The organism is Nocardia mexicana NBRC 108244 (genome assembly GCF_001613165.1).
Lineage (GTDB): Bacteria > Actinomycetota > Actinomycetes > Mycobacteriales > Mycobacteriaceae > Nocardia > Nocardia mexicana.
This window is the reverse complement of the sequence record NZ_BDBV01000046.1, coordinates 72503-88711: the sequence shown is the minus strand read 5'-3', so window position 1 is coordinate 88711 and position 16209 is coordinate 72503. Positions and strand designations below refer to the sequence as shown.

Annotated in this window: 4 protein-coding genes; all 4 read left to right on the top strand. The window is 70.2% G+C overall.

The genetic code is table 11. The annotated features are described in order from the left end of the window. Positions 1–2 precede the first annotated feature (2 nt). From NM1_RS19040 to NM1_RS19025, 4 genes are read left to right on the top strand one after another with little or no spacing between them, the layout of a single operon-like run. Positions 3–13604, top strand: a complete 13602-nt coding sequence (locus NM1_RS19040; RefSeq protein ID WP_068021501.1) for a non-ribosomal peptide synthetase — start codon at positions 3–5, stop codon at positions 13602–13604. Then, positions 13601–14569: a daunorubicin/doxorubicin resistance ABC transporter ATP-binding protein DrrA gene (locus tag NM1_RS19035; protein ID WP_068021382.1), complete on the top strand. Its 969-nt coding sequence runs from the start codon at positions 13601–13603 to the stop codon at positions 14567–14569. The genes NM1_RS19040 and NM1_RS19035 overlap by 4 nt, the downstream gene beginning before the upstream one ends. Continuing rightward, positions 14566–15378: an ABC transporter permease gene (locus tag NM1_RS19030; RefSeq protein ID WP_068021380.1), complete on the top strand. Its 813-nt coding sequence runs from the start codon at positions 14566–14568 to the stop codon at positions 15376–15378. The genes NM1_RS19035 and NM1_RS19030 overlap by 4 nt, the downstream gene beginning before the upstream one ends. Beyond that, positions 15375–16178: an ABC transporter permease gene (locus tag NM1_RS19025; protein ID WP_068021378.1), complete on the top strand. Its 804-nt coding sequence runs from the start codon at positions 15375–15377 to the stop codon at positions 16176–16178. Before NM1_RS19030 ends, NM1_RS19025 begins: the two co-directional genes overlap by 4 nt. The last annotated feature ends 31 nt before the right edge of the window (positions 16179–16209 follow it).

Here is a 16209-nt window from a genome sequence, read left to right as displayed (position 1 = left end):
CCATGCCTCAGCGCCCGGAACCGGCGCCCGCCGTCTCGCGCCCGCCCACCGGAGCCTTCGCCCTGTCGGCCGCCCAGCGCGGAATCTGGTTCGCCCAGCATTTTGCCGGTGATACGCCGATCTCCATCGCCCAGTTCGTCGAGTTCGCGGGTGCGGTCGATGTTGACGCGCTCGCCGCGGCGGCCCGGCAGGCCGGTCGCGAGTTCGGCACCGGCTATCTGCGGCTGATCGAGGTCGACGGCCAGCCGTACCAGCTGGTCGACACCGAGCTCGACGATCACATCGAAACCATCGACCTGCGCTGGGAACCCGATCCCGAGGCGGCGGCGCGGGCCTGGATGCGCGCGGAGTATTCCGCGCCGCTGGACCTGCTGACCGATCGGCTCGTCCAGGTCGTCATGCTGCGGATCGGCGAGGACCGCTGGTTCTGGTATTCCCGGCTGCACCACATCGTGCTCGACGGTGTCGGCGCGCTGACGATGATGCAGCGGACCGCCGAGATCTACGACCACGCGGTGCAGGGCCGCGCGGTTCCCCCGGGACGGGCCGAGCACCTGCGCCGGATCGTGGAAGACGATCTGGCCTACCGGGATTCGGACCGGCTGCGGACCGACCGCGAGTACTGGCGCGAGCACCTGTCCGGAATGGCACAGCCGGTCACCTTGGCCGGGCGCGAGGCCGGCGTCGACGCGCAGCCGAATCTGGTCAGCGGCGAACTGCCCACCGCGACAGCGCAACTGCTCGAAGTCGTCGCCGAACGGCAGCAGTCGAGCGCGGCGCCGATCATCGTCGCCGCGTTCGGCGCGTACCTGGGCGCCATGACCGGTGTGCCGGAAGTCGTACTCGGCCTGCCGGTTTCGGGCCGCACGACGGCGACGCTGCGGCGCTCGGGCGGCATGGTCGCCAATGTGGTGCCGCTGCGGCTGCGGCTGGATCCCACGCAGACGGTCGGCGATCTGATCCGCGCCACCCAGGCCGAACTCACCGGGGCGCTGCGCCGGCAGCGGTATCGGCAGGAGGACATCGTCCGCGATCTCGGCTGGGCGATGGACGAGGTCACGTCGTTCGGGCCGACGGTGAATCTGATGATGGTGGACAGCCGGATTCGGCTCGGCGAGGTCACCGGGCGGCTGCACGTGCTGACCTCCGGGCTGATCGACGATCTGTTCGTCAATGTGTATCCGGGTGTCGGCGGGGAGAGCACCCATATCGACTTCCAGGCCAATCCTAATCTCTACGGCGAGCGCGAACTGTCCGCGCAGCACGATCGCTTCCTCACATTCCTGTCCCGGTTCCTCACCGCCGGTGCGGATTCCGCACTGGCGTCGGTCCCGGTCACCTCGGACGCCGAACGGGCCGAGCTGGTTCCCGCGCGCGGTCCGGCCGATGCGGCGCCGTGCACGCTGCCCGACATCCTGGCGGGGGCGGCGCGGCTGCGGACCGACGCGATCGCCGTGCGCGCCGAGCACCGCGTGCTGTCCTACCGAGAGCTCGACGAGCACGGCGCGCGGCTGGCGCGGCTGCTCATCGCCGCGGGCGCGGGACCCGAACGCGCGGTGGCGATCTCCGTCCCGCGGTCGCTGGAGTCGGTGCTGGCGATGTGGGCCGTGGCGCAGACCGGGGCGGCCTTCGTCCCGATCGATCCGACCTATCCGGCCGATCGGATCGAGTACATGGTCGCCGACAGCGGCGTGGTCATCGGGGTGACGGTGGCGGCGGCGCGGGAGGCGCTTCCGGACCGGATCCGCTGGCTGGTCCTCGACGATCCGGACACCGATTCTGCGGTGGCCGAACAGGATTCGGCGCCGATCACCGATGCCGACCGGCACGCGGCCGTGCATCCCGACCAGCTCGCCTATCTCATCTACACCTCGGGTTCGACCGGTCTGCCCAAGGGCGTGCCGGTCTCGCATCGCGGTCTCGCGAATCTGGCGGCAGGCTCCGGGGCCGCATTCGGTGTCGGCGCGGATTCGGTGGTGGCGCACGCGGTGTCGCCGAGCTTCGACATCTCGGTGGAGGAGCTGCTGGTGGCGTTCGCGGCGGGCGCCACGGTCGCGGTGGTACCGCCGCGGGCCTACGGAGGGCAGGAGCTGGCGGACGTGCTGCGCGCGCATCGCGTCACGCATCTGAATGTCACTCCGGCCGTGGTGGGTTCGCTGGATCCCGCGTTGCTGCCCGATCTGCGCACCGTCGTCGTGGGTGGTGACGCGTGCCCGCCCGAGCTGGTCTCGACCTGGTCGGACCGCACCCTGCTGAACGGGTACGGGCCGACGGAGACGACGGTGACGGCCACGGTGAGCGGGCCGATGGCGCCCGGTGCACCCGTCACCATCGGCGGCCCGGCGCGCGGCGTGACCGCGCTCGTGCTGGATCCCTGGCTGCGGCCGGTCCCCTCGGGCGTGACCGGCGAGCTGTATCTCGGCGGTGCGGGCCTGGCCCGCGGCTACCACCGGCGCACCGGACTGACCGCGACCAGCTTCGTGGCGCACCCGTACGTGCCGGGCGAACGCATGTATCGCACCGGCGATCTGGTGCGCTGGTGCCGCCGCGACGGCCGCCCGGAGCTGGAGTATGCCGGTCGCGGCGACGCGCAGGTGAAGGTGCGCGGGTACCGCATCGAGCTCGGGGAGATCGACGCGGTGCTGCAGGGGTTGCCGGAGGTCGACTTCGCGGTCACGATCGGTGCCGAAACCGGTTCGGGCGCTACCGCTCTGGTGTCCTATGTGCTCGGCAAGCCGGGCACGGACCTGGATCCCGAGCAGCTGAAAAGCGCTGCCGCGCGAACTCTTCCGGCGTACATGGTGCCCGCGCTCGTCATGGTGCTGGACCGTGTCCCGCTGACCCCGGTCGGCAAGCTGGATCGCCGCGCGTTGCCACCGCCGGATTTCCGGACCCGCGCAAGCACCGGCCGCGCGCCCGCGACAGCGCGGGAACAGACCCTGGCCGCGCTGTTCGCGGAGGTCCTCGGGCTCGACACGGTGGGCGCCGACGACAGCTTCTTCACCCTCGGCGGCGACAGTATCGTCGCCATCCAGCTGGTATCGCGGGCCAAGGCCGCCGGACTGAGCTTCAGCGCACGGGACGTGTTCGAGCGCCGCACGGTGGCCGGGCTGGCGGCCGTCGCCTCCGATGCCGCCGCGGCGGCCGTACCCGAACTGCCCGGTGGAGGCGTCGGCAGCGTCGAACCCACGCCGATTGCACACGCCATGCTCGAGACCGGCGACGCCTGGGGACGTTTCGCGCAGGCCGTGCTGATCGGACTGCCCGGCGATCTCGACCGGTCGCGGCTCACCGCGGCGGTGCAGACGCTCGTCGACCATCACGACATGCTGCGCAGCTCGCTGCGGCGCACCGGCGATGGCTGGGAATGGGTTGTGGGCGAACGAGGTTCGGTTCATGCGGCCGATTTCATCGGCAGCGTGCCGGTCGCCGGGGGCAGCGCGGATTCGGCGATCGACAGCGAACTGCACAGGGCCGCCGACTCTCTCGACCCCGAGGCGGGTGCGGTCTTCCGCATCGTACTGCTCGAATCCCCGGGAACCGATCCGCTGCTGTGGCTGGTGCTGCATCACCTGGTCATCGATGGGATCTCGTGGCGAGTTCTGCTGCCCGACCTCGCCACCGCCTACTCCGGCGGCATGCTCGAACCGGTCGGCACCTCCTACCGGCGCTGGGCGCACGGTCAGCGCGAGCAGGCCGCGCAACGCATCGATGAGCTGTCGCTGTGGCGGAACATTCTCTCCGCCGACGATCCGCCGCTGGGGGCGCGCGCCTTCGATCCGGCCGTCGATGTCGTGGCCACCGAGGCCCGGCTGCAGACCACCATCGACACCGACCTCGCGACAGCGGCACTGGAGACGATTCCGGACCGCTTTCATTGCGGCACCGACGATGCCATGCTCACCGCCCTTGCCTTGGCCGTAGCTCGGTGGCGCGAGCAGCACACCACGCTGCTCACGCTGGAGGGTCACGGCCGCGAGGAGGCGGTGCTGCCCGGGGCCGACGTCTCGCGCACGGTGGGCTGGTTCACCACCGTCCATCCGGTCGCCCTGGACCTGCGGGGTATCGATCTCGACGACGCCTTCGCCGGGGGCGCGGCCGCCGGCGCGGCGATCAAGGCGGTCAAGGAGCAGCTGCGCGCGGTACCGGACAAGGGCGTCGGCTACGGCATGCTGCGCTATCTGAATCCCGATACGGCCGAGGAGCTTTCGGCGTTGTCGGAGCCGCAGATCAGCTTCAACTACCTCGGCCGCACCGCCACCGCCGACTCGACTGCGGACGGGATGAGCTGGCTGCCACGGCGTTTCGCCGCCACCCGGGACGATCGGGCCCCGCTTGCCGCCGTCGTCGACATCAACGCGATCATGGGTGTCGACGGGCTCGAGGTGACGTGGGCCTACGCCTCCCTCCTGCTCGGCGAGGACCGGGTCGGCGAGCTGGCCGACCTGTGGGCCGCGGCGTTGAAAGCGCTTGCCGCCCATGCGGAGAACACCGGGTCGGGCGGGCACACGCCCTCCGATTTCGATCTCGTCGCGGTATCGCAGCCGCAGATCGACTCCTGGGAACACGTCTACCCCGGCTTGACCGACGTGTGGCCGCTGTCGCCGCTGCAGTCCGGCATGCTGTTCCACGCCCGCTACGACACCGACACCGCCGACGACTACACCGTTCAGACCCGCCTCACCCTCGCGGGTCGCATCGATGCGGACCACCTGCGTGCGGCCGCGCAGGCGCTGGTCGACAGGCACGAGAACCTACGGGTGGCCTTCGTCGAGACCGCCGACGGCCCACGGCAGATCGTCGTGGGCGCGGCCGAGATCCCTTGGAGCGATATCGATCTGACGGAAATCGCCGACCCTTCCGAGCGGGAGCGGGAACTCGAGCGGGCGATCATCGTCGACGCGAGCACCCGATTCGACACCACCCGTCCCCCGCTGCTGCGCTTCGCGCTCATCCGCACCGGGACCCAGGCGTGCACGCTGCTGATGACGAACCACCACCTGGTGCTGGACGGCTGGTCGACCCCGCTGCTGGTGCGCGAGCTGCTCGCCGGATACCTCGGCCTGGTGTCGGGTCGGCCCGCCGAGTTGCCCGCACCGCCGTCGTATCGCGCATTCCTGGCCTGGCTCGCCGAACAGGATGACGCGGCCTCGCTCGCGGCATGGACCGAAGCCCTGTCGGGCGTCGACTCGCCGACCCGCGCGGTGCCGTCGCTGGCGGGCATCACCTCCACCGAATCCGCCACGGTGACCGTGGATCTGACCCGCGACGCGGTGGCGCGGCTGGAGTCCACCACGCGGGACGCGGGCGCCACCGTGAACACCGCGGTGCAGGCGGCGTGGGCCCTGCTGCTGGCCATGCTGACCGGGCGCGGCGATGTGGTCTTCGGCGGCACCGTCTCCGGTCGTCCGCCGCAGTTGCCCGGCGTCGAGGACATGGTGGGCCTGTTCATCAATACGGTCCCGGTTCGGGTGCGGCTGAATCCGTCCGAGTCGATCGCCGACCTGCTCGGCCGCGTCCAGGCCGAACAGGCGCGGCTGCTCGACCATCAGCACGTCGGGCTGGCCGCCGTGCACCGGGCCGTCGGGCTGCCCGAATTGTTCGACACGCTGGCGGTTTTCGAGTCGTATCCGATCGATCGGGAGGCGCTGTCGCAGGCCCTCGATATCGCCGGGATGCGGATCCTCGACGTGACCGGCACCGACGCGACACCGTATCCGCTGAACCTCATGGTGATTCCGCTGCCCGGCGGCCTGCGGTTGTCGGTGAAGTATCTGGCCGACCATCTCGACCGCGATGCCGCGCAGGGGCTTCTCGACCGTTTCGTCCTGCTGCTCGAGCAGATCGCCGAGTACCCGCGGCGTAGCGTCGGCCGATTGCGGCACTGCGACGGGAACGAGCTGCGCGCACTGCTTCCGGTGCACGGCGCCGATTCCGTTGCGCCACGGATACTTCCGGACATCCTTGCCGCAGGTGCACGGATCGACCCGGACGCGGTCGCGGTCTGCTCCGGAGATCTGACGATGACCTACGGCGAGCTCGACGCCTGGTCGAACCGGTTCGCCCGGGTACTGCTGCGGCGCGGCGTGGGCCGCGAGGTGTTCGTGGTGCTGGCGCTGACCCGTTCGGTGGAGTCGGTGGTGGCGGTGTGGGCGGTCGCGAAGACCGGCGCCGCCTTCCTGCCGCTGGATCCGAACCATCCGGTCGAGCGGATCGAGCACATCCTCACCGATTCCCAGGCGCCGATCGGAATCACCGTGTGCGCCACCGGCGAAACCCTGCCCGGCTCCATCGACTGGCTGCTGCTGGACGACCTCAACACCATCCGCCGGGTGATGACCGTCTCCGACGCGCCCGTCACCGACGCCGACCGCGGCGGTCCGATCGTCCTCGACCAGACCGCCTACCTGATCTACACCTCGGGCTCCACCGGCAAGCCGAAGGCGGTGCTGCTCAGCCACCGTGGACTCGCCAATCTGGTTGCCACCCAGAGGGAATCGCTCGGACTGGATGGCACGGCTTCCGTATTACAGGTCGCCTCACCGAGTTTCGACGCCTCCGTGCACGAACTGCTGAAGGCGCACGGCATGGGCGGACGGCTGGTGCTGTCGCCGCCCGAGGTGTACGGCGGCGCCGAACTGGAGAAGCTGCTGCGCGATCAGCGGATCACCCACGCCGTGATCACGCCCTCGGTGCTGGCGACGATGGATCCGCGCGGGCTCGGCGACCTGCGCATGCTGTCGGTCGCGGGCGAGGCGGCCGGGCCGGAGCTGGTCGCCGAGTGGTCGGCGGGGCGGCGCATGGTGAACCTGTACGGCCCCACGGAGTTCAGTATCTGGGCGACGGGCCCGGGCGAGCTGCGTGCCGGGGCGCCGATCACGATCGGCGGTCCCATCCGCGGCGCGGCGGCGATGGTCCTCGACGCTTGGCTGCGTCCGGTGCCGGTGGGTGTCACCGGCGAGCTGTATCTAGCCGGTCCGGCGCTGGCGCGCGGCTACTTCAACCGCTTCGCGCTCACCTCCACGCGGTTCGTGGCCGACCCGCACGGTGCGCCGGGCGCCCGCATGTATCGCACCGGCGATATGGTGCGCTGGGTCGAGACGCCCGGTGCCGGTCTGGAACTGGAGTACCTGGGCCGCACCGATTTCCAGGTGAAGATCCGCGGTCTGCGCATCGAACTCGGCGAGATCGACGCGGTGCTGACCGGTGACGCCGAGGTCGACTACGCGGCGACCATCGGCTGCCCCGGCCCCACCGGCGCGACCGTGCTCGTGTCCTATGTCGTGCCCGCCCCGGGACACAGCATCGATACCGAGCGGCTCCGCACCCGCATCGCGGGCGCGCTGCCCGGGTACATGGTGCCGAGCTATCTCATTGTGCTGGACGAGGTTCCGCTCACGCCGGTCGGCAAGCTGGATCGCGCCGCGCTGCCCGCACCGGATTTCGCCGATCTGGAGCAGCGCTACCTGGCGCCGCGCACACCCGTCGAGCAGGCGGTCGCGCAGGCCTTCGCCGAGGTCCTGGGCGCCGACCGGGTCAGCGCCGATCGTTCGTTCTTCGAACTCGGCGGAAACTCGCTGAGCGCGACCCGCGTTGTGGCACGGGTCAATTCGGCGCTGGGTTCGACCATCGCACTGCGCGATCTGTTCGATGCGCCCACCGTGGCGCGACTGGCCGCCCGGATTCCCGCGACCGCCGACCGTGCGGGCCGCCAGGTCCTCGCCCCCCGGCTGCGGCCCGACCGGGTGCCGCTGTCGCCTGCCCAGCAACGCATGTGGGTGCTCAACCGGATGGACCCGGACTCCGCCGCCTACAACATCGCCGCGGCCCTGCGCCTCACCGGTGAGCTGGATGTCGCCGCGCTGCGGTCGGCGTTCGCCGATCTCCTGGCCCGGCATGAAAGCCTGCGCACGGTGTATCCGGCGGACGCCGACGGCCCACGCCAGGTCGTGATCGACGCCGCCTCGGCACTCCCCGATATCCACCTCGCCAACACGGAAGACGGCCCCGCTCTGCGGGACCGAATCACCGAACTCGCCGGCACGGGATTCGACCTCGCCGAGCAACCCCCGCTGCGGATCGGATTGTTCCGTTTGGTCGATGATTCCGGTCCCGCCACCGCCCCGTCGCCTTCGCATCCCACCAACACCCCGGCATCTTCCAGTACCGGCGACGCCCCGTCGTCCTCCCCTACCGACGACGCCCCGTCTTCTTCCTATTTCGGGCACGCTTTTGACCGGAATCCGAGTACACCGACGGTCGATTCCGGCCAAAAGCACGCCGGAAATACAAGGGTGGACGAACACGCCGGAAGTATGACGACGGACGAATACGCCGGAAGTGCGGAGATAGACGAGCGCGCCGGAGGACAGCCGCCTGTGCATGTCGTGGTGCTCGTCGTGCATCACATCAGTGCGGACGGGGCATCGATGGCGCCGCTGGCCGCCGATTTGATGGCGGCGTATGTGGCGCATCGGGATGGCGGCGCGAGCCCGCTCCCCTCGCTGCCCGTGCAGTACGCCGATTTCGCGCTCTGGCATCGCGAATTGCTCGGGGCCGAATCCGATCCGGAGTCCCTGGCGGCCCGCCAGATTCGGTTCTGGACCGAGACGCTCGCCGGGGCGCCCGATGTGCTGGAGTTGCCCTCGGATCGGCCGCGCCCGGCGGTGCAGTCCATGCGCAGCGCCGACCGCCGTTTCGAGCTCGGCGCCGAATTGCACCGTGAGCTGGTCGATCTCGCGGCCGACACCGGAACCAGCCTGTTCATGGTGGTCCACGCCGCCCTGGCCGTGCTGCTCGCCCGGCTCGGCGGCACCGACGACGTGGTGATCGGCACGGCGGTGGCCGGGCGCGGCGAGCAGGCCCTCGACGGCCTCGTCGGCATGTTCGTGAACACGCTCGGGCTGCGGACCACGGTCGACCCGAATGCCGGTTTCCGGCAGTTCCTTTCGCGGGTCCGCACGACGGACCTGGATGCTTTCGGCCACGCCGATGTCCCGTTCGAGCGACTGGTACAGGTGCTCGATCCCGCCCGGTCGACCGCGCATCATCCGATCTTCCAGGTTTCGCTGTCGCTGCAGAACTTCGTGGAACCGGCGCTGGAACTGCCCGGCTTGCGCGTCGAGGCCGAGCCGTTCGACCGGGACGCGTCGCAGTTCGATTTGAGTCTCGATCTGCGGGAACGCTTCACGGAAACGGACCCGGCGGGCGTGGACGCTGTGCTCACCTTCGCCACCGACCTGTTCGACGACGACACGGCGGAAGCCTTCGCGCGCCGGTGGCGGCGGGTGCTGGCCCAGATCATCGAGGATCCGGACCGGACCGTCGCCGAGTTCGCCGTGCTGGACGACTCCGAATACGCCGCGCTGGTCCCCGTTTCGGGCCCGCACGGTGCGCACAGGACGACCCTGGCGAAGCAGCTCACGGCGACCGCCGCCCGGTATCCCGACCGCCCGGCGCTGGTTGCCGACGGCACTACCCTCACCTACCGGGAGCTCGACGCGCGGGCCGGACGGCTGGCATCGGTGCTGCGCGATGCGGGCGCGGGACCGGAAACGGTTGTCGCCCTGGCTCTGACGCGCGGTGCGGACCTGATCACCGGACTCTGGGCCGCCGCGCGGGCCGGGGCGGCCTTCCTCCCCATCGACCCGGCACACCCGATCGACCGGATCGAGCATCTACTCTTCGATTCCGGCGCCGTGCTCGGGCTCACCGTCGCCGCGCACCGCACGCGGCTGCCCGCGGGCGCCCGCTGGCTTGTTCTGGACGACCCGCAGGTACTCCGGCAATGGCAGGATGCCCCGGAGGACGCGCCGCTGCCCGCGGCCCGGGCCGACCACCCCGCGTGGATGATCTACACATCGGGCTCGACCGGAACTCCCAAGGGCGTCAGCGTCACTCATCGCGGCCTCGCCGATTTGATTGCCGCACAGCGCGAATCCCTCGGCCTGGACGAGACCGCCCGGGTGCTGCAGGTCGCCTCGCCGAGCTTCGACGCGTCGGTGTTCGAGGCGCTCATGGCATTCGGGTCCGGCGGTGCCGCGGTGGTCGCACCGCCCGACGTCTTCGGCGGCGCCGCGCTGGCGGAACTCATCGCGGCCGAGCGGGTCACGCATCTGGTGATCACGCCGTCCGCCCTGGCCACCATGGATCCCGGCGCGGTCACGAGCGTGCGGGTGCTCGCGGTGGCCGGTGAGGCGGTCAGTCCTGAGCTGGTGCAGCGCTGGGCCCCCGACCGCACCATGGTCAACCTGTACGGCCCCACCGAATTCACCATCTGGGCAACGACTTCCCGGCCACTGCGCGCCGGCGCCCCGGTCACCATCGGCACGCCGATCCGCGGTGCCGCCGCCCTGGTGCTCGACGACCGGCTGCGGCCCGTCCCCCTCGGCGTGGCGGGCGAACTGTATCTGTCCGGTCCCGCCCTGGCGCGCGGCTACCAGTCCCGCCCCGACCTCACCGCGGCGCGCTTCGTCCCCGACCCGTTCGGCACACCCGGAGACCGCATGTACCGCACCGGCGACCTGGTCCGTTGGACCGGCTCGCTCCAATCCCCCGAACTGGAATACCTGGGCCGCACCGACTTCCAGGTCAAGGTCCGTGGCCAGCGCATCGAACTCGGCGAGATCGACGCCGTGCTCGGCAGTGCACCTGGCGTGGACTTCGCCGTCACCGTGGGCGTCCGGACGCCCACCGGCTCGACCGCCCTCGCCGCCTACGTGGTGCCCGAGACGGCGCGCCGTGAGCCTGTCCCCGTATCAGAAACAGCCACGGCGTTCGACTCCTTCGGCGCGGCGGACCACCACAACTCGGCCGCAGTTTTCGACGTGGCAGCTCTCCGCGCGTATGCGGGCGAGATCCTTCCCGCGTACATGGTGCCCTCCGCCTTCGTGGTGCTGGATGCGATCCCGCTCAATGCGGTCGGCAAGTTGGACCGGAAGGCGTTGCCGGAGCCTGTCTTCGACGACGCCGGCACCGAGTACGTCGCACCGCGCACCCCTACCGAGGCGAAGCTGGCGGCCGTGGTCGCCGAGGTGCTCGGCAGGCAGCGGGTCGGGGTGCTCGATTCCTTCTTCGCGCTGGGCGGGGACAGCATTCTCGCCATCCAGCTGGTGTCGCGGGCGCGGGTGCAGGGGATCACGCTCACGCCGATGCAGGTGTTCGAGCACCGCAGCATCGCCGCCCTGGCCGAGGTGGCCGACGCGGGCGATGCGGTGGTCGTGCTCGAGGAACTGCCCGGTGGCGGAGTGGGCGAGATGCCGCTGACACCGATCGTCCGGTACATGGTCGAGCGGGGCGGCGACTTCGACCGGTTCGCCCAGACCGCGGTGCTGGAACTGCCGGTCGGTATCGAGCGACAGCAGCTCCTCGACACCCTGACCTCTGTAGTCGATCGTCACGACATGTTGCGGGCCAGTCTGTCTCACGGCGAGAGCGGTGAATGGCTGTTGCGCACAGGCGGTCCCGGCACGGTCGACGTGGATTCGCTCGTCCACCGGATAGAATTCGCCTCCGACGCCGACACGATCGACCTGCGTGAGTTCGCCGTCACCGCCGTGGATTCCGCCATGAACCGCCTCGATCCGGCCAGTGGCGTGGTGCTGCAATTCGTGTGGCTCGACCCGGTCGGCGCGGCCGGTGCCCGGCACCGCGCGGGTCGGCTGATCGTGGTTGCCCACCACCTTGTGGTCGACGGGGTGTCGTGGCGAATCCTGGTGCCCGACTTCATGGCCGCCTGGGCTCAGGTGTCCGCGGGCGCGACGCCGGTCCTGGCCGAATCCGGGACATCCATGCGCCGTTGGGCTCACGCACTCACCGAGGAGGCACAGCGCGACGATCGGACCGCCGAAGCCGACTACTGGCACCGGGTCGTCGACGGTCCCGATCCGCTCCTCGGTTCCCGCGAGCTGGACCCCGTCGTCGATCGCGTGAACACCTTGCGCACTGTCGAAATCGAACTGCCCGAACGGGTTACGACCGACCTGCTCACCACCCTTCCGGCGTTGTTCGACGGCAGTGTCGAGGACGCACTCCTCGCGACGCTGTCCCTCGCCGTCTTGCGGTGGCGAGACCTCCGCGGCACGTCACCCGCGACAGCGGACGACATAGACGGCCACGACACTCATCGGCCGGTCCCGGACGCACCAGCCGCCGACACCCTGCGACCAGGCGAGAGCTCCGTGCTACTCCGCCTCGAGGGCCACGGCCGCCAACAGGAAATCGTTCGGGGCGCTGACCTGTCACGCACGGTCGGCTGGTTCACCAGCATCTACCCGATGCGGGTGGACCTGGCGGGAGTCGATATCTCCGACGCGCTGGCCGGTGGGCCCGCCATGGGCTCGGCCATCCGCGCCGTGAAGCATCAGCGGCTGGCAATCCCCGACAAGGGCATCGGATTCGGACTTCTTCGCTACCTGACTCTCCCTGCCGCAGAACAGCTTCCAGCACGTCTGCCCGGCCGGATTGCCTTCAACTACCTCGGCCGCTATGCCGCTTCGGAGATTCCCGCCGGACTGGAGGGCCTGGGCTGGCTGCCCACCGACGAGTTCGGCGACCTGCACGCCGACGAGCACGCGTCGGTACCGGTGACCGCGGAGATCGACGTGAACGCCGTCGTCGTCGGGGACCGCCTGCAGGCAGGATTCCGTTTCCCCGAAACCCTGCTGCGGCACGACGAAGTCGCCGCCCTGGCCGCCATGTGGTCCGAAATGCTCCGTGCGGCAGCCGAGTTCGCCTCGACACCGCACGCACACCGTGCCGCGGCCGAAGAGGCGGAATTCCTTGCGGCACAAGGCACGACCGGCGAACCGCCCGCACCGGCCGGACTCGGCCTGGACGTGCTGCTGCCGATCCGTCCCGAGGGCAGCGAACCCGCGCTGTTCTGCATCCACCCCTCGTCCGGAATCGCGTGGACCTACCTGGGATTCGCCGAACACCTGCGTCCGGGACGGCCGATCTACGGCCTGCAGGCGCCGGACCTGAGCGGCGAACCTCCGGCCGGTTCCATCGACGCCTTCGCCGACCGATATGTGCGCGAGATCCGCCACATCCAGCCACAGGGTCCGTACCACCTGCTCGGCTGGTCGTTCGGCGGGCTCATCGCCCATGCGGTCGCCACCCGGCTCGAGCAGTCGGGGGCCGAGGTGGGCATGGTCGCCCTGCTGGACGCGGACACCGCCGATATCGACGGCGACAGCATCGAAAAGCTCAGCGCCGGAGCGTTCGTCAACACCTTCGGCTCGGTCTTCGGCATCGACGAGGTGCCCGCGACGGCCACCGCGCACGAGGCGGCGGAGCTGATCCGGGACCGGATGGGCGGCGTCTCGATCGTCGACGCCACCACCCTCGAGCGCATGGCGGGTTCCTACAACGCCTCGGCGCGCACCCGCACCGGCTACCGGCGTCCCGTATTCCACGGTGACGTCGTGTATTTCAGTGCGACCGTCGGCACCTCCGACATCTTCGGCCCCGCAGGCTGGCGCCGCTTCGTCACCGGCGTCATCACCAACCACGACATCGACGTCACCCATGACGAGCTGACCGCTCCGCACGTGCTGCCGACCATCGCGCACGCGCTCGACCACCACCTGGAAGGCTGGCAGTGAACATCTCCGGCGGAGTCCTCGTCGAGGGCATAGAGAAATCCTTCGGCACCGTATCCGCGTTGCGCGGTGTCGATTTCGAGGCACGACCGGGCGAGGTGCTGGGCGTGCTCGGCCCGAACGGCGCGGGCAAGACGACGACGGTGAACATTCTGTCGACGCTCATCGCGCCCGACCGCGGCCGCGCGCGCGTCGCCGGGTACGACGTGGTGGCCGATCCGGCCGCGGTGCGCCGCTCCATCATGCTCACGGGCCAGTTCGCCGCCCTCGACGACATGCTCAGCGGCTACGAGAATCTCGTGATGTTCGGCCGCCTGATGGGCCTGCGCAAGCGCGCGGCCCGCGCTCGCGCCACCGAACTGATCGCCGAGTTCGACCTCGACGCCGCCGGTGATCGCCGGGTCGGCACCTATTCGGGCGGCATGCGACGGCGCATCGATATCGCCTGCGGGCTGGTGGTGCGGCCCGACGTGGTGTTCCTCGACGAACCGACCACCGGGCTGGATCCGCGCAGCCGCCAAGGGGTCTGGGACCTGGTCGCCGGATTCCGGAAGGAAGGGATCACGACGCTGCTGACCACGCAGTACCTGGAGGAGGCGGATGCGCTGTGCGACCGCATCATCGTCATCGACCACGGTGTGGTGATCGCCGACGGCACCGCCGACGAACTGAAGGCCGGCACCGGCGGCAGCTACTGCGAGGTGGTGCCGCTGAACCCGAAGGAGCTGCCCGCCATCGCCGCGGCGCTGGGCTCGCTGCTGCCCGACGCCAATCTGTCCGTGCTGACCGGTGATTCGGATCGCCTCGCCGTTCCGGCGCCCGACGGCACCCAGACCCTCACGGAGGCGCTGCGCCGAATAGACAGTGCCGGTATCGAACTCGTCGACATCGCGCTGCGCAGGCCGTCGCTCGACGACGTATTCCTGAAGCTCACCGGCCATCTCGCCGACGGCGAGGCGGCCCGATGACGGCGTGGCAGGCGTCGATGCGCGCCACCCCGATCACCGTGCAGCAGTGGTGGGTGCTGACGGTCCGGCTGATCACGCCCTCGGTGAAGACCGGCGAGGTCCTCGCCTCGGTGCTGGCCCCGGCCGCGTTCACCGCGAGCTTCTACCTCCCGCTCGACCGCGTGATGTCGTTCTCCGGCACCGGATTCTCCAGCTACGCGCAGTTCATGATGCCGATCGTGATCCTGCAGGCCGCGGCGTTCACCGCCATCTCCGCCGCCTTCCGGGCCGCGACCGACGCGGTGTCCGGGCTGGACCGGCGGTTCGGGACGATGCCGATCGGCCCGCTGGTGCCGCTGGCGGCGCGCATGTCCGGCAATATCTTCCGGCTGTTCGTCGCGCTGGCCGCCGCCCTCGCCTGCGGTCACGTCATCGGCTTCCGCTTCCACCTCGACGCCGCGCACACCCTCGGGTTCCTGCTGCTGGCGGTCCTGATCGGCGTCGGCTTCACGCTCGGCGCGGACGCGATCGGCACCGCGTCCAAGAGCCCGGAGGCCACCACCCAGGCGCTGGTGCTGCCGCCGCTGATCTTCGGCATGCTGTCCACCGGCCTCGCCCCGGCGACCCAATTTCCGCACTGGATACAGCCTTTCGTGCGCAACCAGCCGATCTCGCAGTTCGCCACCGGGTTACGCGCGCTGGCCGGGGACACCCGGGCCGACGTCGGCGCGGTCAGCTGGTCGCTGATGGGCCCGCCGCTGGCGTGGGCGGGCGCGATCGCGCTGGCGGGCATCGTGTTCGGCATCCGGTTGAGCAGGAGGAAGGCATGACCACACAGCTCACCGCCTATCGGTCCGAGAGCGGGCCTGTAATTTTCCTGCGGCACACCGCAATTCAGACGCAGCGCTTGCTGCTGCGCTGGATGCGGAGTCCGGTCACCCTGCTCGAGACCCTGATCATTCCGTGCCTGCTGCTGTTCATGCTGGACACGGTGATCGGCGGTCAGATCGAACGCTTCTCGGGCACCGACGCCCTCTACGGCTCCGTGCCGATGGTGGCGATCGTCGGTGCGCTGTCGGGGGCGGTGGCGGGCGGCGTGATGCTCGGGCGCGAACGCGATGCCGGTCTGCTCGCCCGGTTCTGGGTGCTGCCGGTGCATCGCGGGTCCGGGCTCGCGGCCCGCGTGCTGGCGGAAGGCTGCCGCATCTTCGCGGGCACCGTGATCGTGATCGCCGTGGGTTTCGTCCTCGGCTTCCGGTTCCAGCAGGGCCCGCTCGCGGCCGCCGTCTTCGTTCTCGTGCCGGTGCTGTTCGGCCTGGCCTTCGCGACCATTGTCACCGCCGTCGCCGTCTTCACCGCCAAAGCCACACTGGTGGAGGGGATTACGATCCTGTCCTCGCTGCTGATGTTCTTCAGCACGGGATTCGTCCCACTGGCCGCCTACCCGCAGTGGCTGCAGCCGGTGGTCCGCAACCAGCCGATGTCGGTCACGGTCGACGCCATGAAGGCCCTCTCGCTCGGCGGCCCCCTCGCCCACCCGCTCACCCTCACCCTCGCCTGGTCCCTCGGCGGCATCGCCCTCTTCGCCATCCCCGCGGCCCTGGGTTACCGCCGAGCCAGTAGGAGCTGACCGCCGCCCGGACTCGGTGTCCGGCCTGATC

Bases quoted from the DNA above. Each gene is read 5' to 3' on its own strand.
- NM1_RS19040 (WP_068021501.1), top strand. From the start codon at position 3: ATGCCTCAGCGCCCGGAACCGGCGCCCGCCGTCTCGCGCCCGCCCACC.
- NM1_RS19030 (WP_068021380.1), top strand. From the start codon at position 14,566: ATGACGGCGTGGCAGGCGTCGATGCGCGCCACCCCGATCACCGTGCAG.
- NM1_RS19025 (WP_068021378.1), top strand. From the start codon at position 15,375: ATGACCACACAGCTCACCGCCTATCGGTCCGAGAGCGGGCCTGTAATT.